This is a genomic window from Streptomyces sp. NPDC001599 (genome assembly GCF_042893535.1).
In the GTDB taxonomy this organism is placed as follows: domain Bacteria; phylum Actinomycetota; class Actinomycetes; order Streptomycetales; family Streptomycetaceae; genus Streptomyces.
In genome coordinates this window covers 367816-386182 of sequence record NZ_JBIAVA010000001.1, presented here as the reverse complement: position 1 = coordinate 386182, position 18367 = coordinate 367816, and the positions used below count along the sequence as shown (strand labels likewise).

Here is an 18367-nt window from a genome sequence, read left to right as displayed (position 1 = left end):
CTCCTGGAGGTTCTGCGGCGGGGCTCCGCGCGTTCGGTGGCGGGGGTGCGCACGGCTCAGCTCCCGGCCAGCACGGCGCAGCCGACCTGGCCGTCTCGTTGGACACCGGTCACCAGGGCCGCCTCGCCGGGGCCGAGGCCCCGCTCGCCGGCCGTGGCCAGGACGGCGGCCAGCTGGAGCGCGGTGGCCGCGGCGGAGGTGTCGCCGACGCGTTCGCTCAGCCGGGTCCACTCGGGACGCGCGCCGGGCAGGGCGTCGGTGACGGCCTGCTCCTCTTCGGCGGCGAGCTTGCCGCCGCCCCCGAGCGGGGCCACGTACCGGACGTCCGCGGGCGCCACACCTGCCGTGTCCAGCGCTTCGCGGACGCACCCGGTGAGCGCCTCGCGCAGGCCGTCGGCCTTCCGGTGGGCGCGGAAGCGGACGGCTCCGACGCGGGCCAGGGCGGTGCGGCCCGCCGCCGCGGCGTCCTCGGCGGTCTCGACCAGGAGGACCGCGGCGCCCTCACCGAGCGGGGCCTCCCGGTCCTCGTCGGCCCTGCCGTGCCACTCCAGCCAGGCGCGCTGGGTGGAGAACTCCTCGGCCGCCCCGCAGAACACGCGCGCGCAGTGTCCGCCCCGGTGCAGCCGCAGCGCGTGGCTGAGGGCGAGCAGGCCGGTCAGCGACCCGCCCGCCACGGTGACGTTGGGGCCCTTGATGCGGTGCCAGATGGCGCTCTGGCCGGCCGCGCGGTTCATCACGGTGTTCGGGAAGCGGGCCGCCTCCACGTGGTAGGGGCGCTCCCCGGAGAGGGAGTCCCTGGTGAAATCCATGATGCTCTGGACGCTGCCGGAGCCGGTGCCGAGGACCAGCGCGGTCTGCTCGGACCGCTCCGCGTGTTCCTCGGCGACGGTCTCGACGAGTCCCCCGACGGCGGTGACGGCGAGCGCGGTCACCCGGTCCATGGTCCGCACGCCCTTCTTGCCGAGGTAGCGGGCGGCGGTGAAGTCGGGCACCAGGGCGGCCCGCCGGTAGGGAACGTCGTGGACGTCGCGGTCGAGGGGGGCCACGGCGTCGCGTCCCTGGGCGAGCCCGTCGCGCAGGGGGGTGTTGCCGACGCCGTAGGCGGTGATCGCCGACCAGGCGGAGATGACGAGGGACGACATCACGCGGCCTCCTTGCCGGGCTCCGTGTGTTGCGTGCGTGTCGCGCGGTCCGTACGTGTCGCGCCGTCCGTGCGTGTCGCGCGGTCCGCACGGCCGAGGATCAGGACGGCGTTGTTGCCCGCGAAGGCGAGCGCGTTGTTCTGCACGACGTTCAGGACGGCCGGGCGGGCCTCGTTCGGCACGCAGTCCAGTCCGCACTCGGGGTCCGTCTCCCGGTGGTTGACGGTCGGCGGGATGAAGTTCTCGGTGATGGCGAGGGCGCAGGCGGCCGCCGCCAGGGCACTGGCCGCCCCCATGGAGTGGCCGATCATCGACTTGATGGAGACCGCGGGCGGCGGGGTGTCGAAGACCTGCCGGATCGCGCCGGTCTCCGTCGCGTCGTTGGCCCGCGTCCCCGTGCCGTGCGCGGAGATGAAGTCGATGTCGTCCTGGGCCACGCCGGCGTTGCGGTGGGCGATCTCCATGCAGCGGGCGAGGCTGTCCCGGTCGGGCGAGACGGGGTGGTGCGCGTCGCAGTTCAGTCCGTAGCCCAGCACCTCGGCGTAGATCCGCGCCCCGCGTGCGAGGGCGGACTCCATGCTCTCCAGCAGGAGGATGCCCGCCCCCTCGCCGGTGAGGATTCCCTTGCGGTCGATGTCGAAGGGCTGGCAGACCTCGGGAGCGATGGTGCCCAGGCGGTAGAACCCGGTGAAGGTCTTGCGGCACACGGCGTCGGCGCCGCCGCACAGCGCGGCCTCCACCTCACCGTGCCGGATGGCGTCGAAGCCGCTGCCGATCGCGTAGTTGCCCGCGGCGCAGGCGGTCGGGATGGTCAGGGCCTCGACGTCTTCCAGGCCGAGTTCGCGGACGATGCCGAGGGACAGGTGACCGGCCTGCGCCCGGCGCGCCAGGCCGGGCGGGAGGTGCTCAGGACCCTCCTCCAGTTGGATGCCGGCCAGCGTGTCGAGATCGCGCGACTCGGCGTCGGTGGTGCCGACCGAGACCAGCACCCTGCGCTCGCGCAGTTCGGGCAGGCTCAGACCGGCGTCCGCGACGGCCATGTTGGCCGCGGCGACGGAGAACTGGGTGGCCCGGCCCAGTTCCTCGGGGTCGACGTGGTGGATCCACTCCCCCGGCACGAAGTCGGTCACCTCGCACGCGTTGGCATGCGCGAAGCCGGTCGTGTCGAAGGCCGTGATGGGCTTGACCTCGCTGTGGCCGGACCTCAGTCCGTCCAGGAAGGCCGGGGCTCCGAGCCCGATGCTGGTGACGGCGCCGAGTCCGGTGATGACCACCCGGCGCGCCTGCTGCTCCTCGTCGTACACCGTGCGCTCCCGTCGTGTCCGTCAGGCGGCGGTGGCTAGTTGGCCCGGGCGGGCTGGGCCGCGACGGCCTCGCCGACCACGGTCACGACGCTGTCCAGGTTGACCATGCGGGAGAGTTCGGCCTGGTCGATGTCGGCGCCGAAGGTCCGCTCCAGCTGGGAGAGGATCTCGATGGCGCCCATCGAGTCCGCCTCGTGGTCCTCCTTGAAGCGGCTGGTGCCGGTCATGTCCTCCGGCTCGATCTCCAGGACGTCGCAGATGATTTCCTTGATCCTGGCGCGGTCCTCGGCGTTGAGCGAGTTCGTTGTTGTCATGCCTACGATGCTGGCGGTAGGCGCTGACCCCTCACTGACGCGCCGCTGACCACGCGCTGACAGGCTCTGCCCCTGGGTCTTGTGCGCCTGCGGACCGTGCGAGGTGCGGACGCAGTTCGGGCAGCTCGGCACGGTGCTCGACGAGCCATTCCCAGTAGCCGGGCACCGTGCGCGCGTACGCGCAGTAGTAGTCGCGCACGGCGTGCACCAGGCGGCGCAGGGTCTCCTCGGTCACCGCGCCGCGGCGCCACACCAGGAGCATGTCGACCAGCTCGGTGTCCGCAAGCGGGTCCAGGCGTACGTCGGCGGTGGCGCCGGAGGGCGTGGCCAGGGCCGCGGCTCCGCTGTCGTGCACCCACGTCATCGCCTCGCGCTGCGTGCTGACCTGGTGCAGCACCGTGTCGGGGCCGGCCCGGCCGGGCCTCTCGAGCAGCCGTTCCTCGACGGTGTGCAGCCAGTGGTGCCGCGAGTAGCGCACCCAGGCGCGTCCGGACCACTCGCCGTGCGCGGGCAGCGCGAGCCAGACGGGCTCGCGCACGACGATCTCGCTGCCGACGGCGGGATCGGCCACGTCGGACGCGGTGCCCGGCTGAACGGCGGGGCCCGGCACCAGGGCCACGGAGAGCGAGCCGCGGCGCACACCCGCCACGGCGGCCGCCGGTGAGAGGGTTTCGGTCGCGACGGTGGTGCCGGGCAGCACGCTCTGCAGGGTGTCGCCGAGGGCGGGCGGGGTCCATTCGGTGTTGCCCAGGCGCAGTTGGCCGGCGGTGGCACAGCTCGCCTGGGCGGTCACCTCGTCGGCCCGCCGTACGAGGTCGCCGAGCAACGGGATCAGCCGCTCCCCCAGGGGGGTGGGCGTGACACCGCTCCGGGAGCGCACGAACAGTTCGCCGCCGACGGCTCTCTCGATGCGCTTGAGCTGGGCGGTGATGCTCGGCTGAGGGAGATTGAGTTCGCTCGCGCCGCGGGAAATGCTCCCGGCTTCACTTATGGTGACGACGACACGCGCATGTCTGAGTTCGATGTCCATGAGCCGCCTTAAATCCCCGAGCGGACATACCGAATCCGCCCGTTCCGGGACCCTTTCGAGAGCTCGGGACCGGAACGAGCGGAGTTCCACTGGTACTCCAACTTAGCCGTGGGACCGGGGAGTGGCAGCCCCGTTCTGCCGTTCGTCAGTATTCCTTCAGTGACACCTCAGCGATGGGCGAGAACCTGTCGTGGTTCACCGAGTCTGGCGTCCTGTTCCAGAATCGCCTGATAGGCACGGTGCAGTGCGCGGCCCGGTTCGAGTCCCATGTCGTCCGCGAGTCTGCGCCGCGCGAGATGGAACACGTCGAGGGCCTCGGCCTGGCGGCCGGCGTGATAGAGCGTCAGCATCAACAGCTCGCTCAGCCGCTCCCGTTCGGGATGCTCGGCGGCCGCCCGGCGCAGCTCCGGCAGAGGGATCCGGTGCGGGTCCACCGCCAGGCGCGCGGTGATCAAATCCTCGTACGCGGTGGTGCGCTGCTCCTCCAGGTCGGCCGCCGCGATGCGTACCCGAAGTCCGTCGTGCACGTCGCTCAGCGCGGGGCCGCGCCACAGGGACAGGGCCGATTCCAGTACGACGGCGGCCAGGGCGGGGTCGCCGGCCACCAGGTCGGCACCGCTGCGCGCCTGCTCACGGAAGCGGTGGGCGTCCACCGCGCCGGCCGGAACGTCGAGCTGGTAGCCGCCGCCCACGGTGCGGATCAGCTCGTCCCCGCGCCGGCCCGTGATCGACCCCAGATGCCTGCGCAGCCGGCCGACGCCGGCCTGAAGCGCGTTGCGCGCGTTGGTGAGGGTGCGGCCTTCCCACAGCTCGTCCTCCAGCTGGTCGGCCTGAATCGTGCGGCCGGGCGAGAGTGCGAGCAGGGCGAGGATCGCCGTCAGGCGCTTCGACACCATGGTGTGCTGCCTGCCGCCGTGGCGCACCGAGACGGAACCGAGAACCTGTATGCCTACTGGGTCCATTTGCGAACGCCCCCGTATTCGTCGGTTGGATGGCCCAATATCGCCTCTGTCCACCGGTCGGGGGAAATACCATTCGCGCCACCGGCGAGCGCCCGGGAGGTATGGCCGGGGCCCGAGCACGGTCGCCGAGTACGCGCACGCACTCGGTACCCCTTGCTGCGCGTGCGGCACGTCGGCATAATGCCGATCCTCACTGACGGTTCGCTGACGCCGGGGTGTACCCGCCACCGGACCGGTTCAACCGGCGTGTTTCAGCGCCGACTTAACAACCTGTTGTGCTCCGTGGCTGATTCCTAGGCTCCTCCCGTGTACGGGAAGTCGGTCAGCGAAAGGAGTCACCCCATGCTCAACAGACTTGTGATCGTCGGCGGCGGGACAGCGGGTTGGATGACGGCCTCGTACTTCAAGGCGGCGTTCGGCGACCGGATCGACATCACGCTGGTGGAGTCCGGCAAGGTCGGTGCGGTCGGGGTCGGCGAGGCGACGTTCAGCGACATCCGGCACTTCTTCGAGTTCCTCGGGCTCAAGGAGAAGGACTGGATGCCGGCGTGCAACGCGACGTACAAGCTCGCGGTCCGGTTCGAGAACTGGCGGGAGAAGGGCCACTACTTCTACCACCCCTTCGAGCAGATGCGGTCGGTCAACGGGTTCCCGCTGACCGACTGGTGGCTGAAGGACGGCCCCACGGACCGGTTCGACCAGGACTGCTTCGTGATGCCCTCGGTCATCGACGCCGGGCTCAGCCCCCGCCATCTGGACGGCACGCTGATCGACCAGCCCTTCGACGAGGGCGCGGACGAGATGCAGGGCCTGACCATGGTGGAGCACCAGGGCAAGACGCAGTTCCCCTACGCCTACCAGTTCGAGGCGGCGCTGCTCGCCAAGTACCTGACGGCGTACGCGGTGGAGCGGGGCGTCAAGCACATCACGGACGACGTCCAGAAGGTCGACCTGGACGAGCGCGGCTGGATCTCCGGTGTCACCACGGCCGAGCACGGCGACATCGAGGGCGACCTGTTCGTCGACTGCACCGGGTTCCGCGCGCTGCTCCTCAACAAGGCCCTCGAGGTCCCGTTCGTCTCCTACGCGGACACCCTGCCCAACGACAGCGCGGTCGCCCTCCAGGTCCCGCAGGACATGAAGTCCCGCGGCATCCTTCCGTGCACCACCGCCACCGCCCAGGACGCCGGCTGGATCTGGACGATCCCGCTGATGGGCCGCATCGGCACCGGCTACGTGTACGCCAAGGACTATCTGTCCCCGGAGGAGGCCGAGCGCACCCTGCGCGAGTTCGTCGGCCCGGCCGCGGCGGACGTCGAGGCCAACCACATCAAGATGCGCATCGGCCGCAGCGAGAACTCCTGGGTCAAGAACTGCGTCGCGATCGGCCTGTCCAGCGGCTTCGTCGAACCGCTGGAGTCCACCGGCATCTTCTTCATCCACCACGCCATCGAGCAGCTCGCCAAGTACTTCCCCGACGAGTCCTGGAACCCCGTCCAGCGGGACCTCTACAACGACTCGGTCGCCCATGTCATGGACGGCATCCGGGAGTTCCTCGTGCTGCACTACGTCGCCGCCAAGCGCAACGACACGCAGTACTGGCGCGACGCGAAGACCCGGCGCATACCGGACGGGCTGGCGGCCCGCCTGGAGAAGTGGAAGACCCAGGTACCCGACTCGGAGACGGTCTTCCCCTACTACCACGGTCTGCCGGCCTACTCGTACATGTGCGTCCTGCTCGGCATGGGCGGCATCGAGCTGAAGCACTCGCCGGCCCTTTCCCTGGCCGACTCGGGTGCGGCGGAGCGGGAGTTCGCGGCGATCCGGGACAAGACCCGCCGACTGACCGAGACGCTTCCGAAGGCGTACGACTATTTCGCCGCCCAACACTGACGACGACGGCTGGAGGGTCCCGCGCGATGGATTCCCTGCAACCGCTGGGCCACGCCGCACACCTGGCGGCGCTGCTGGCCGCGATTCTGCTGCTCGCCCGGGTGGGCCGGGGCCTGGCCCGCCGGCTGCGCCAGCCCGGGGTGATCGGCGAGATCGTGGTGGGTCTGCTGGCCGGGCCCGCCGTGCTCCACCTGTTCGGCCGGGACACGTTCGACGCGGTGCTGCCCGGTTCCGCGCTGGACGCGCTGAAAGTCGTCACCGAGGCCGGACTCGTGCTGTTCCTCGTCGGGCTGGCCCATGAACTGCGGGCCGCTTCCGGCACCGAGCGGCGCGCCACCGCCTGGGTGGCGGCCGGTTCGCTGGTCCCGCCGCTGTGCGCGGGCGCGCTGCTCGCCGGGTACGTGCTGCTCGAGGACGACCCGGTGGTGCGCGGGACCGCGCCCACCGCCGCGTTCGTGCTGATGGTCGCCGTCACGATGTCCATCACGGCCGTCCCCGTCATGGCCCGCATTCTCGCCGACCGCGGCATGAACAACACGTCGGCCGGGCGGCTCGCGCTGTCCGCGGCCGTCGCGATCGACGCGGTCGGCTGGCTGCTGTGCATGCTGGCGATCAGTCTGGGGGCCGGCAGCGCGACGGGCTTCCTGCACTCCCTCCTCGGCATCGCGGCGGGTGCGGCGGGGGCACTCGCCGTGCGGTACGGGCTGCGGGTGCCGGCCGTGCGCAAGGCGTGCGCGCGCCGGCCGCGGACCGCCACCGTGGTGCTCGGGGCGACGGCGCTCGCCGTGGCCTCGGCCGTGGAGCACCTCGGTATGACGGCGATCCTCGGCGCAGCCCTGGTGGGGCTCGCGATCCCCACGGGCGACGACACTCCGTGGTCGCCGATGGTCGCGACACTGACCCGGACCGGGCGTGCGCTCGTGCCGGCGTTCTTCGTCGTCACCGGGGTCACCGTGCTCGACCAGGCCTTCTCCCGGCTCTCCTGGACGCTGGTCGTGACGGCCCTCGTGCTCGCCTGTGCGGGCAAGGGGATCGGCGGCTACCTGGGAGCCCGCCTGGGGGGTCAGCGACCCGCGGCGTCCCGACGGATCGCCGTGCTGATGAACGCGCGCGGGCTCACCGAACTGATCATGCTCCAGGCCGGGCTCGCGGCAGGCATCCTCACGGCTCCCCTGGTGCTCGCGCTGACCGTGATGGCGGTGGCCACCACCGCCGTGACGGGCCCGCTCCTCGGCCTTCTCGACCGCGGCGCGGGCGATCTCGAACCACCCACCCCGAACCCTCCGGTCGCCGTGGCGGCAGAAGGCGGTATCCGATGACCCAGTCCACCGTCCGGACGACGGCGGCCACGGCCGCACCGTCCGACGACTTCCGCGTGATGATGGGCAGCTTCCCCACCGGGGTGGCCGTGATCGCCGCACAGGACCTCGACGGCACTCCGCGCGGCATGACGTGCTCGTCGGTGTGCAGTGTCGCGCTCGACCCGCCGACCCTCCTGGTGTGCCTGCGGGAGGGCAGCCCCACGCTCCAGGCCGTCCTCGCCTCGGGCGAGTTCACCGTGAACCTGCTGCACGAGGACGCCAGGGGCCTCGCCGAACTCTTCGCCTCGGGAGACTCCGAACGGTTCCGCAAGACGCACTGGGAACGGACGGCCGAGGCCGCGGGACCCCATCTCCCCCGGCACGCGCACACCATCGCCGACTGCGCCGTGGCCCTGACCCAGCGCATGGGCGACCACACGACCGTGTACGGACGCGTACGACGCATCCGCCGGCCGAGCGGGCGGCCCCCGCTCCTGTACGGGCTGCGGCAGTTCGCCGCCTGGCCCACGACCAGCTGACCACCCGGCCAACGGGTGCGGGGCGTGCCGCCTCCCCGTCGCACGCCCCGCACCCCCTGCTCCGGCCCTGCCTTTTCCACGCCCTAAGGACACCCATGAACGGGACACAGGACCCGCACACCCAGCCAGTCGTCCGCCTCGATTCCGTCACCCGGTTCTACGGCGGCCCGAAGAACCGGGTGACGGCCCTCGACAACGTCAGCATCAGCCTGGAGAGGGGCACGTTCACCGCCGTCATGGGCCCCTCCGGGGCGGGCAAATCCACCTTCCTGCACTGCGCCGCGGGCCTCGACCGGCCGACGTCGGGGTCCGTGCACCTGGACGGGGTCGACCTCGCCTCGCTGCGGGAGAAGGCCCTGACCAAGTTTCGCCGCGAACGCATCGGTTTCGTCTTCCAGGCGTTCAACCTGCTCCCCGCGCTCAGCGTCGTGGACAACGTGACGCTGCCGCTGCGCCTGTCGGGCACCCGTCCCAAGAAGGCCCTGGTCGACGAAGTCCTCGAACAGGTCGGTCTGTCGGGCCGGCGGCGCAGTCGCCCCGGTGAGCTGTCCGGCGGTCAGCAGCAGCGCGTCGCCATCGCGCGGGCGCTCGTCACGCAGCCCGCGGTGATCTACGGCGACGAGCCGACCGGCGCCCTGGACACGCGCACCGCCGCCGAAGTGCTCACGCTGCTGCGGCAGTCGGTGGACGTGGCGCGGCAGACGATCGTGATGGTCACGCACGACCCGGTGGCCGCCGCCTACGCCGACCGCGTCGTCTTCCTCGCCGACGGCCGGCTCATCGGCACGCTCGAAGGTCCGACGGTCGAGCAGGTCACGGAGCAGATGCAGAGCCTGGGCACGTGGAGCGACCCGTTCGCGATCCAGCGGCCGGAACACGGGGTGCACCGGTGATCCGTATCTCGCTGCGCACACTGCGTTTCCACAAGAGCGGCTTCATCGCCTCGTTCGTGGCCCTGTTCTTCGGCGCCGTCATCGTCATCGGCTCCGGCGCGCTCCTGGAGACGGGCATCCACAACGCGGCACCGCCGCACCGGCTGTCCGCCGCGCCGATCGTCGTCTCCGGCGACCAGCGCTACGCCTACACCCAGCAGGAGCTGGTCTTCCCCGAGCGGTCCCACATGGACGCCGCGTTGGCGGACCGGATCGCGAAGGTCCCGGGTGTCGAGGATGCCGTACGGGACCTGTCGTTCCCGGCGGCCCTGTCCGAAGGCGGCTCGGTCACCGGCCACGGCTGGTCCTCGACCAGGCTCTCCTCCTACCGGCTCACCGAGGGTGCGGCGCCCGCCGCGGACGGCACGATCGTCCTGGGCCGGGAGCTGGCGGACGGTGCGGGGCTGAAGACGGGCGACCGCGTCCGGCTCCTCGTCCACGGCGCGGAGCACGACTACCGGATCTCCGGCCTGGCCACCGGCCCGGACGACGGCGGCGACGTCTTCCTCGCGGACGCGGAGGCCGCCCGGGTCGCCGACCGCGTCGGCACGACCGACAACATCGGCGTCTTCCCGGCCTCCGGCACCGACCCGCAGAAGGTCGCCGCCGCGGTCCGCGAGGTCGTCGACGGCTCGCCCATCACCGTGCTGACCGGGGACGAGCGGGGCCGCGCCGAAGACCCCGGCGTGGTGGCCGACGGCAGCGACCTGATCCCGCTCGCCGCGGCGTTCGGCGGTCTGTCGGCGATGGTCACCGTGTTCGTGGTGGCCAGCACGCTCGGCCTCTCGATCCAGCAGCGGCAGCGCGAGATGGCACTGCTGCGGACGATCGGTGCGACACCGGGGCAGCTGCGCCGCCTCGTCCTCGGCGAGACCTTCTTCCTCGCGGTCGTCGCCACCGGCCTCGCCACCATCCCCGGGCCACGCTTCGGGCAGTGGCTGCTGGACGCGTTCGCGGACGCGGGCGTCGTACCGGATTCGATCGCGTACCGGGCCGGCTCCTGGCCGGTGATCGCCGGGGTGTGCACGGCGCTGCTGACCGCTGTCGGCTCGGCGTACATCGCGGCGCACGGCGCGGCCCGCACCAAGCCGACCGAGGCGCTGGCCGAGGCGACCCTGCAACGCCGCTGGTTCAGCGCCTTCCGGCTGGTCGTCGGGCTGCTGTGCCTGGCCGGGGGCGCGGCCCTCGCCTGGGGCACCGCGGGTTCGGCGGGGCCGGACGCGGCCGGGGTCGCCACTCCGGCGGCGATGGTGTGGGCGGCGGCGTTCGGTCTGCTCGGACCCGTCGTGGTGCGGGCCATGGTCGCCGCGCTGCGCCGTCCGGTCAGCAAGCTGTCCGGGCTCTCCGGTGAACTCGCGGCGCACAACGCGCGGGCCCGCACGGCCCGTCTCGCCTCGGCCGTGATGCCGGTGATGCTGGCGAGCGGGCTCGCGGTCGGCCTGATCTACATGCAGACCACGCAGTCCGACGGTGCCAAGCAGGCGTTCGAGGAGAACATGCGCGCGGACGTCGTCGTGACGTCGGCGTCCGGCGGTCTGCCGCTCGACCTCGTCGACACGGTCCGTACGCAGCCGGGGGTGGCGGCGGCGTCCGCGCAGATCCCCACGACCGGTTACATCGAGCCGGACGAGCCGATGCGGCCCAGCGAGGGTGAGGACACGGGACCGCAGCCCACCGAGCTGTCGATGCTGGGCGTCACGCACGAGGGCCTGGACCGCACGACCGCCTACCGTGCGGCGTCCGGCAGCCTGGCCGACCTGAGCGGCGACTCGGTGGTGCTGCCCGCCCGGTACGCCGAGGACCGTGAGCTGGGCGACCTGGTCCCGATGCGGCTCGGTGACGGCACGCAGGTCGAGTTGAAGCTGGTCGCCACGGTCGACGGGCGGCGCGGGTACGAGACCGCGCTCGTTCCGGCGTCGCTGCTCGTCGGGCACACGGACGGCGGGCTGGTCCCGCAGATCCTGGTGAGCGCGGCCGCCGGCACGGACCCCGACCGGCTGACCGCGTCCCTCTCCGAGCTGACGAAGGAGCAGCCCGGTCTCCAGGTGAGCGGAAGGGAGGTCCTGGAGGCGGCGCAGGCCGACGCGGACGACACGCAGGCGTGGATGGCGTACCTGGTCCTCGGCGTCGTCGTCGGCTACGCCACGCTCGCCCTGATCAACACGCAGGTCCTCGCGACGACCGAGCGGCGCAAGGAGTTCATGCTCCAGCGTCTCATCGGGGCGACGCGCCGCCAGGTGCTCCAGATGATGACGGTCGAGGCGTCCCTGGTGGCCCTGGCCGGTGTCATCCTCGGTCTCCTGGTCGCCGGGGCGACGCTGGTGCCGCTGAGCATGAGCGTCCTGGGCACCGCGGTGCCCGGCGGCTCACCGTGGATTCTCGTCGCGGTGGTGGCCGGGGCGACGGCACTGACCCTGATGACGACCTTGCTGGCCGCTGGTGCGGTCCTGCGGGGCCGTCCCGGGGACATGGCCGGGATCAAGGAGTAGCGGCACACCCGCCGCCTTCCCCCGAAACGGCGGTGCCCGGCACGCAGTACCGTGCCGGGCACCGCCGTTTCGGCACCACGGGCCCACCGCACGGACGCCCCGCCGGTGCCGCGGGCCCGCCGGGCGGGCGGGCGCTCCGCGCCGGAGCCGTGCACCGGCGTGCCGTGGCCGGGTACGCGGCGGGCCGGGGCGGGGCCTCCGCAGTGTGCGGGGAGGGCCGCCCCCGGTGCCGGGGTGGAGGGGTGGTGGGCCGTGCTTCAGGCGGCGGGAGTGCTGCTCGCCGCCAGGCCGGTCACCTGGCGCGGGTCGCGGTGGCGCACCGTCGCGCCGGCCGGGCGGCGGCGGACCGGGTCTCCCACGGCGGCCGGTTTCGCCGGGCGGGGGGAGATGCCCTTGAGGAGGGCGACGCCGAGGGGGGTCAGGGTGTGCAGCACCGTGTTGCGGATGCGGCGGGTCGTGATGAGGCCCGCCCTGCGCAGTACCGCCGTGTGCTGGCTGGCGCCCGCCGCCGAGATGCCGAGCCGGTCCGCCAGCTGGCTGGTGGTGCAACTGCTGCGCAGGGCGTGCAGCGCGGCGGCCCGGGTCTGCCCGACCAGGGCGCCGAGCGACTGGCCGCTGTCGTCCGGCTCGTCCCACAGTCCGGCCGCCTGATGGGTGTCGGGCGGCGCGGCGAAGGCGAGGACGACCGGTCCGTTCTCGGCGAGGCGGCGGGTGACCCGGCCCGGCCGGTGGGCCAGGAACACGGACGGAGTGAGCACCAGGCCGCGCCCGTCGAGGTCGATGTCCTCGTCGGGGCCGTCGTGGATCTCGAGGACCGGGGCACGCCAGGTGATCCTGGAGTGCAGGGTGGTCAGGAGCAGTTCCACCCCGCCCGCCATCAGTACGCGGCCGCGGGCCTCGCACTCGGTCTCCAGGTACGCCCGCACGTGCTCCCAGTACGGCGCGACGGCGGCCCGCCACACCAGCGACAGATCGCCGACCGCCGGCGGGAAGTGCCGGCCCGGCGCGCTCCGGACGGCCAAGGGGTCGGTGCTGACGCAGCGGCCACTGCGCTCGATGAGATCGATCAGCCCGTCGAGGCCGGGGGCGGCACTGCCGCCGCTCAGCGGGAGCGGGCACTGGGCCAGCCGTTCCCCGACCTGGCTGCGCCAGCGGGCGAACGGCGCGCCGACGCCGCGCCCGAGCAGCCCGTACGCGAAGGCGCTCTCCACCAGCGGGCCGGCGGTCGTCCTCAGCCGGACCCGGGCGAAGTCGGCCGGGGTGAAGCGGATTCGTTGCATGATGATGCCCCCGTGGTCACGCTGCTGGCGGCAACCGTCGCCCAGGGCCTGTCACGGATCCGGCCGGGGCCGGCCCGATCCCTGACAGGGCCGCTAGGCCGACTTGCCGGTGAGGGAGATGAAGACGTCGTCGAGGGTGGGCCGGCGCACGGCGAAGTCGGCGACGTCCACGCCTGCCCGGCGCAGCGCCGCCGCGGCGGACTCGATGCTCCGCATGCCGTCGCTCAGCACGATCGAGACGGTGCCGTCGGCCGGGTCCGCGCTCGCCTCGCCCCCGCCGACCCGACGCAGCGCGTCGGCGGCCCGGGCCACGTTCTCCGGCCGGGTGAGGGCCACTTCGAGCCGCTCCTCCCCCGCCGTGCGCTTGAGCTCCTCCGGGCTGCCCTCGGCGATGACACGGCCGGTGTCGATGACCGCGATCCGGTCGGCGAGGACATCGGCCTCTTCCAGGTACTGGGTGGTCAGCAGCACGGTCACACCGTCCGCGACCAGTTCCTTGACCGCGTCCCACAGACCGGAGCGGCTGACCGGGTCGAGGCCCGTGGTCGGCTCGTCGAGGAAGAGCACGGACGGCCTCGCCACCAGGCAGGCCGCCAGGTCGAGCCGGCGCCGCATACCGCCCGAGTAGGTGCGCGCCGGGCGGTCGGCGGCGCCGGTCAGCTCGAACCGGTCGAGCAGTTCGGCCGCCCGGGCGCGCGCGGCGCCCCGGCCGAGGTGGGTCAACGTGCCGATGAGGACGAGGTTCTCCCGCCCGGTGAGCATGTCGTCCACCGCCGCGTACTGTCCGGCGAGCCCGATGCGCCGCCGTACCTCGGCCGGCCGGCGCACCACGTCGTAACCGGCGACGCGGGCCCGGCCGCCGTCCGGTTCGAGCAGGGTCGCGAGCATTCTGACGGTGGTCGTCTTGCCCGCCCCGTTGGGACCCAGCAGGCCGAGCACGGTTCCCGGTGGCACCGCCAGGTCGACTCCGCCGAGCGCTTGGTGTCGCTCGTACCGCTTGCACAGGCCCTCGGCCTCGATCGCCCATTCCGCCGCTGCCACCGCTGCTCCTCACGCCCCGATTCGGCCGGGCTCGTCAGGCTGCCGGGACGTCGGCGGCCGGAGCGTCGGCGGAGGGGCCGCGCAGGCTGCGCGGGCGCAGGTCGGTCCAGTGCTCCTCCACGTAGGCGAGCGCCTTGTCCCGCGAGGTCTCGTCGAGGGCCACGGTCCAGCCGGCGGGCCGCTCCGCGAAGGCGGGCCACAGGGAGTGCTGGCCCTCGTCGTTGACCAGCACCAGAAAGGTTCCGTCCGCGTCGTCAAAGGGGTTCGCCACGTCGCACACTCCAGGTCGTGTCGGATTCGATCGCCCGGTGGTCCTGCACCGGGCTCATCGAGGATCTCGACCCGCGCTGACGAAACGCTGACTCCCCGCTGATGCGTGCCGCCCGAGGGCTCCTCGTTCAGGCCACGCGCGTCCTGGTCGCCGCCACGTCGCACTTGCCGTTGGCGTTCACGACGATCTCCGGCACGGTGTGCACGGCCTCCGGCACCAGGGCCGAGGGCAGCACCGCCGCGAGCGCGGACCGCACGGTGACGGCCAGGTCCTCGGTGCCGCCCGCCGTGACGGGGCGTACGAACAGCTCCAGCGTGTCGATCGGGCCGCGCACGACGTCGAACACCGCGTCGGCGACACCCGGCACGGACAGCACGTGGTGGCGCAGTTCACCGAGTTCGATCCGGTGGCCGTTCACCTTCAACTGGTCGTCGCCGCGCCCGAGGTACAGCAGGGTGCCGTCCGGGCGCAGCTCCACCACGTCGCCCGTGCGGTAGGCGCGCCCGGCAGGACCGCCCAGCTCGGCCTCGTCGATGAACCGCTCGCCCGAAGGCCGCGGGCCCAGGTAGCCGGCGGCGACCGCCCGCCCCGCGACGACCAGTTCGCCCGGGCTGCCCTGCGGCACCGGCCGCAGCTGGTCGTCCACGACGTAGGCCCGGGTGTTCCAGGCGGGCCGGCCGATCGGCACGGTCGGTGTCGAGGGCAGCGTCGCACGGTCGAAGGCGAACGCACAGCAGCCGATGGTGGTCTCGGTCGGACCGTAGTGGTTGACGAGCCGGACCCCGTCGAGACGGTCGCCCAGGGAGGCGATGAGCGCCGGGTCGAGGCCCTCGCCGCCGAACATCAGCAGCCGCGTCGTCCGGTCGTAGCGGGGCGGCTGCGCGAGGACGTCGAAGAAGCGGGCGTGCGACGGGGTCATCTTCACGAACGTGTACTTCTCCGGGCGCTGGCCGAACAGCGTCTCCTGGTCCCACAGTCCGGCGACGGTCACGACGGTGCGGCCCTGCGCGAGCGGCACCCACAGCGACGTCATCGCCAGGTCGAAGCCGAGGCTGCCGAACAGCGGGCTGCCGGTGCCGTCGGACCCCACCAGATCGCCGCACCAGGAGACGTAGTTGGCGAGCGACGCGTGCGGCACCCGGACGCCCTTGGGCGTGCCGGTCGAACCGGAGGTGAACACGACGTACGCGATGTCCTCCGGGCCCGGCAGCGCGGCGCCACGGTCGGGGGCCTCGGCGTCCGGCAGGGCCGCGATGTCGACGAACGGCACGGACCGGACGGACAGCCCCGCGGCCGCGTCGGGTCCCGAGTGCAGCAGCGCGGCGGGAGACGCGCCGGCGAGTACGGCGGCCGTGCGCTCACCGGGGTGCTCGGGATCGATGGGCACGTAGGCCGCCCCGAGCGCCATCACCGCCAGGGCTCCCGCGACGGTGTCCGGGGTGCGCGCGGCGATGAGCGCCACCCGGTCCCCCGCGCCGACGCCCGCCTCGTCCAGGGCCGCGGCGACGACGAGCGCCCGGCGCCACAGCTGCCGGTAGGTGAGGGCGCCCCGGGCCGAACGCACCGCCACGGCGTCGGGCCGGGTCCGCACGTGCCGTACGACCATGTGGACGACGGTCGGCTCCGCGACGGGGCGCACCGCGCCGGACACCGCACTGGGATGGGGCACACGGACCATGACGAGGACTCCTCGGGGAGGGACGGGGCGAGGGCGCCGGCACGGTCTTCCGGCAGTCGCCAGCGTAGGAACCGTCCGACCGCCCCGACCACGCTCTTAAGCCCCCACCGAAACTCACCGGTCAGCGGCTGTCGCGCACGGCCCGCAGCACCGCGGCGCCCAGCACCGTGCCGGGGTCGGCGAGGTCGAAGGGCAGGTCGAAGTGGTGGCGTCCGGGTACGACGAGACCGGTCACGTCGGCACCGGCCGCCCGGGCGGCGCCGACGAACCGGTGGTGCTGGGCGGTGAACGCGTCCGTCTCGTTGTCGCCGACGGCGACGACGAGCCGGGGAAGCCGGGCGGGCAGGCGGTGCAGCGGGGTGCAGTCACGGGCCTCGTCGGCGTCCATGCCGAGGGCGTCGTTGACGTAGGTGTGCCGCAGGGGTTCCAGGTCGTAGACGCCACTGATCAGGGTCGCGGAGGCGAACCCCGCCGGGTGGGGCCCGTCGGTGTCGAGGAGCGCGCAGGCGACGAGATGGGCCCCGGCGGAGTGACCACCCAGGTGAACGGCCCCGGGTGCGATGGGCAGGCGGGCCCGGCCGGTGCGGATGCGGCGCAGCGAGTCGCCGACGGCCGCGGTGATGGCGCGCAGGCGAAAGCGCGGAGCCAGACCGTAGCCGAGCGCCGCGAAGGAGATCCCGGCGGCCGTGAAGTCCCGGGCGGCGAAGGCGGCTTCGGACTTGCTGAGTTCCTGCCAGTAGCCACCGTGCACGAAGACGAACAGCGGGGCGTGCGGGTCGGGCGCCGGGAACAGGTCGAGCCGCTGCTCGGGCAGGGGGCCGCAGGGCACGTCCAGGTGGACGGGGAGGGCGGCGCGGGCCCGGGCGCTGTCGGTGGCGTACCGGGCGAGGTGGACGTCCAGGTCGAGCACGCGCGAGCTGGGCGAGTAGTCCCGGTCGAGGGCGGCGCGGGCCGTGTCGCGCCCGGTCACGGCACCGGGGTCCACACCTCGGGCAGCATCCGGCGCAGGGCGGCACGCCACAGGTAGCCGGCGCCCTCCGACCCGGCGGTGCCCACGGCCGTACCGAGGAAGCGCTCGGCGAGCACGGCGTGCCGGGCCCGCCACACGGCCGCGGCCTCGTCGAACTCCAGGAGGGCGAGCCGCACCCGTTCGGCGGCCGGCCGGTCCGCGCACGAGTCGGCGAAGTCCCGGTAGGCCTCGGCCACCGAGCGTTCTCCCAGCCGCGCCTGGAGCCGGGCGCGGTCCGCCTCGGTGAAGCCGCCCGTGGTCAGGTAGCGGGAGTCGCGCAGTCCGCAGAGGAACTCGAGCTCGCGGAACTGCGCGGACTGGAATCCGCTCGCGTCGCCCAGGGCGGTCCTGATGTCCTCGAACGCGGCCGGGGTCAGCGTCGCGAGACCGTCGAAGTGCCGGGTCAGCGTGTCCATCAGCCGCGGCAGCGGGGCAGCCCTGCGCGCGGCCCTGTCCGCGTCGCCCGCGTCCAGGGCCGCGCGGATCTCCTCCAGGTGGCGCAGGGCGACGGCGAAGAGGATCTCGCAGGACTGGTGCGTGGCGAGGAACAGGACGTGGTCCACGTCGTCGTCATGGACGCGGGCGGCCCGCAACAGCTCCTCGAGCCGGAGCACTTGGCCGTAGGGCGGGGCGGCGGTCACGGCATTCACGGGGACCTTCTTCCTCGTGCACGGAACCTCGTGTACGGAACCTCGGGCACGGAAGCCGAAAGGGGCGTCGTCCCGGCGAGCGTAGCCACGTGGCGCGGGGCGGATCACCGTGATCAAGCGGAGCCTTAAAGGGCCACTTCCGGCCGCACGTGAATTCTTCATCTCGCAGTGATGAACCCGGCACTGTGCGCAGCGGGGCCGACTTCGCAGAATCTTTCCCGGAGCAGCACGGAGCACCACCGAGCACCACGGAGCACCTCGAGGAACAGAAAGACCCGTCGCACACCACCAAGGGATGAGGACATGAATCTGCTTTCCTCCGGCATTCAGCTGAAGTCCGCCGGTGCCGCCGGCACCGACAGCGCCGTTCCCGCCCGGTCCGCCCTCGTGATCGAGGAGCTCGACTCGGTGGCGGACCACATGGTCGCGCTCTCCACGTTCTGCATCCAGGCCGAGAGCGCCGTTCCGGCCGCCACGCGGAGAGCGGGACGGCTCGACGCGTGAATCTTTCCGACGCACGGAAGGACGGGTC

The 18367-nt window shown here is 72.8% G+C and carries 17 protein-coding genes; 6 read left to right on the top strand and 11 right to left on the bottom strand.

Annotated elements, in window-relative coordinates; all coding sequences use genetic code 11:
- Positions 1-56: 56 nt before the first annotated feature.
- From ACFYZ3_RS01855 to ACFYZ3_RS01835, 5 genes are all read right to left on the bottom strand, one after another.
- Positions 57-1142: a beta-ketoacyl synthase N-terminal-like domain-containing protein gene (locus ACFYZ3_RS01855; protein ID WP_388513313.1), complete on the bottom strand. Its 1086-nt coding sequence runs from the start codon at positions 1140-1142 to the stop codon at positions 57-59.
- Positions 1142-2446 carry a beta-ketoacyl-[acyl-carrier-protein] synthase family protein gene (locus ACFYZ3_RS01850; RefSeq protein WP_388513310.1) on the bottom strand — a complete coding sequence of 435 codons (1305 nt, stop codon included), beginning with the start codon at positions 2444-2446 and terminating at the stop codon, positions 1142-1144. The genes ACFYZ3_RS01855 and ACFYZ3_RS01850 overlap by 1 nt, the downstream gene beginning before the upstream one ends.
- A gap of 35 nt (positions 2447-2481) precedes the next feature.
- Complete coding sequence (locus tag ACFYZ3_RS01845; protein ID WP_388513307.1) at positions 2482-2760, bottom strand: acyl carrier protein; 279 nt, start codon at positions 2758-2760, stop codon at positions 2482-2484.
- A 31-nt stretch (positions 2761-2791) separates the two neighbouring features.
- Positions 2792-3790 (bottom strand): LysR family transcriptional regulator, encoded by a 999-nt coding sequence (locus ACFYZ3_RS01840; RefSeq protein ID WP_388513305.1) that lies wholly within the window; start codon positions 3788-3790, stop codon positions 2792-2794.
- 167 nt (positions 3791-3957) lie between these two features.
- Positions 3958-4686, bottom strand: a complete 729-nt coding sequence (locus ACFYZ3_RS01835; RefSeq protein WP_388513303.1) for a BTAD domain-containing putative transcriptional regulator — start codon at positions 4684-4686, stop codon at positions 3958-3960.
- A 408-nt stretch (positions 4687-5094) separates the two neighbouring features.
- Here ACFYZ3_RS01835 and ACFYZ3_RS01830 point away from each other — a divergent pair, with 408 nt between their 5' ends.
- The 5 genes from ACFYZ3_RS01830 (at position 5095) to ACFYZ3_RS01810 (ending at position 11906) form a co-directional block, all read left to right on the top strand.
- Complete coding sequence (locus ACFYZ3_RS01830) at positions 5095-6645, top strand: tryptophan halogenase family protein (RefSeq protein ID WP_388513300.1); 1551 nt, start codon at positions 5095-5097, stop codon at positions 6643-6645.
- A gap of 26 nt (positions 6646-6671) precedes the next feature.
- A complete protein-coding gene (locus ACFYZ3_RS01825) occupies positions 6672-7964 on the top strand; it encodes a cation:proton antiporter (RefSeq protein ID WP_361014954.1) in 1293 nt (430 codons plus the stop codon).
- Complete coding sequence (locus ACFYZ3_RS01820; protein ID WP_388513298.1) at positions 7961-8485, top strand: flavin reductase family protein; 525 nt, start codon at positions 7961-7963, stop codon at positions 8483-8485. Before ACFYZ3_RS01825 ends, ACFYZ3_RS01820 begins: the two co-directional genes overlap by 4 nt.
- A 95-nt stretch (positions 8486-8580) precedes the next feature.
- A complete protein-coding gene (locus tag ACFYZ3_RS01815; RefSeq protein ID WP_388513295.1) occupies positions 8581-9378 on the top strand; it encodes an ABC transporter ATP-binding protein in 798 nt (265 codons plus the stop codon).
- Positions 9375-11906, top strand: coding sequence for an FtsX-like permease family protein (locus ACFYZ3_RS01810; protein WP_388513293.1), 2532 nt, complete (start codon positions 9375-9377; stop codon positions 11904-11906). Before ACFYZ3_RS01815 ends, ACFYZ3_RS01810 begins: the two co-directional genes overlap by 4 nt.
- A 257-nt stretch (positions 11907-12163) precedes the next feature.
- Here ACFYZ3_RS01810 and ACFYZ3_RS01805 read toward each other — a convergent pair whose 3' ends face one another.
- The 6 genes from ACFYZ3_RS01805 to ACFYZ3_RS01780 form a co-directional block, all read right to left on the bottom strand.
- Positions 12164-13186, bottom strand: coding sequence for an ArsR/SmtB family transcription factor (locus ACFYZ3_RS01805; RefSeq protein ID WP_388513291.1), 1023 nt, complete (start codon positions 13184-13186; stop codon positions 12164-12166).
- 93 nt (positions 13187-13279) lie between these two features.
- Positions 13280-14227 carry an ATP-binding cassette domain-containing protein gene (locus ACFYZ3_RS01800; RefSeq protein WP_388513289.1) on the bottom strand — a complete coding sequence of 316 codons (948 nt, stop codon included), beginning with the start codon at positions 14225-14227 and terminating at the stop codon, positions 13280-13282.
- Positions 14228-14261: 34 nt separating this feature from the next.
- The gene (locus ACFYZ3_RS01795) at positions 14262-14498 is read right to left on the bottom strand and encodes an MbtH family protein (protein WP_361014943.1); all 237 of its coding nucleotides are present in this window, start codon (positions 14496-14498) and stop codon (positions 14262-14264) included.
- Positions 14499-14625: 127 nt separating this feature from the next.
- A complete protein-coding gene (locus ACFYZ3_RS01790; RefSeq protein WP_388513286.1) occupies positions 14626-16176 on the bottom strand; it encodes an amino acid adenylation domain-containing protein in 1551 nt (516 codons plus the stop codon).
- 121 nt (positions 16177-16297) lie between these two features.
- A complete protein-coding gene (locus ACFYZ3_RS01785; protein ID WP_388513284.1) occupies positions 16298-17146 on the bottom strand; it encodes an alpha/beta hydrolase in 849 nt (282 codons plus the stop codon).
- Complete coding sequence (locus ACFYZ3_RS01780) at positions 17143-17835, bottom strand: tryptophan 2,3-dioxygenase family protein (protein ID WP_388513281.1); 693 nt, start codon at positions 17833-17835, stop codon at positions 17143-17145. The genes ACFYZ3_RS01785 and ACFYZ3_RS01780 overlap by 4 nt, the downstream gene beginning before the upstream one ends.
- 303 nt (positions 17836-18138) lie before the next feature.
- On the opposite strand from ACFYZ3_RS01780, the gene ACFYZ3_RS01775 reads away from it, so the two are divergent.
- Positions 18139-18339: a hypothetical protein gene (locus ACFYZ3_RS01775; protein ID WP_361014936.1), complete on the top strand. Its 201-nt coding sequence runs from the start codon at positions 18139-18141 to the stop codon at positions 18337-18339.
- The last annotated feature ends 28 nt before the right edge of the window (positions 18340-18367 follow it).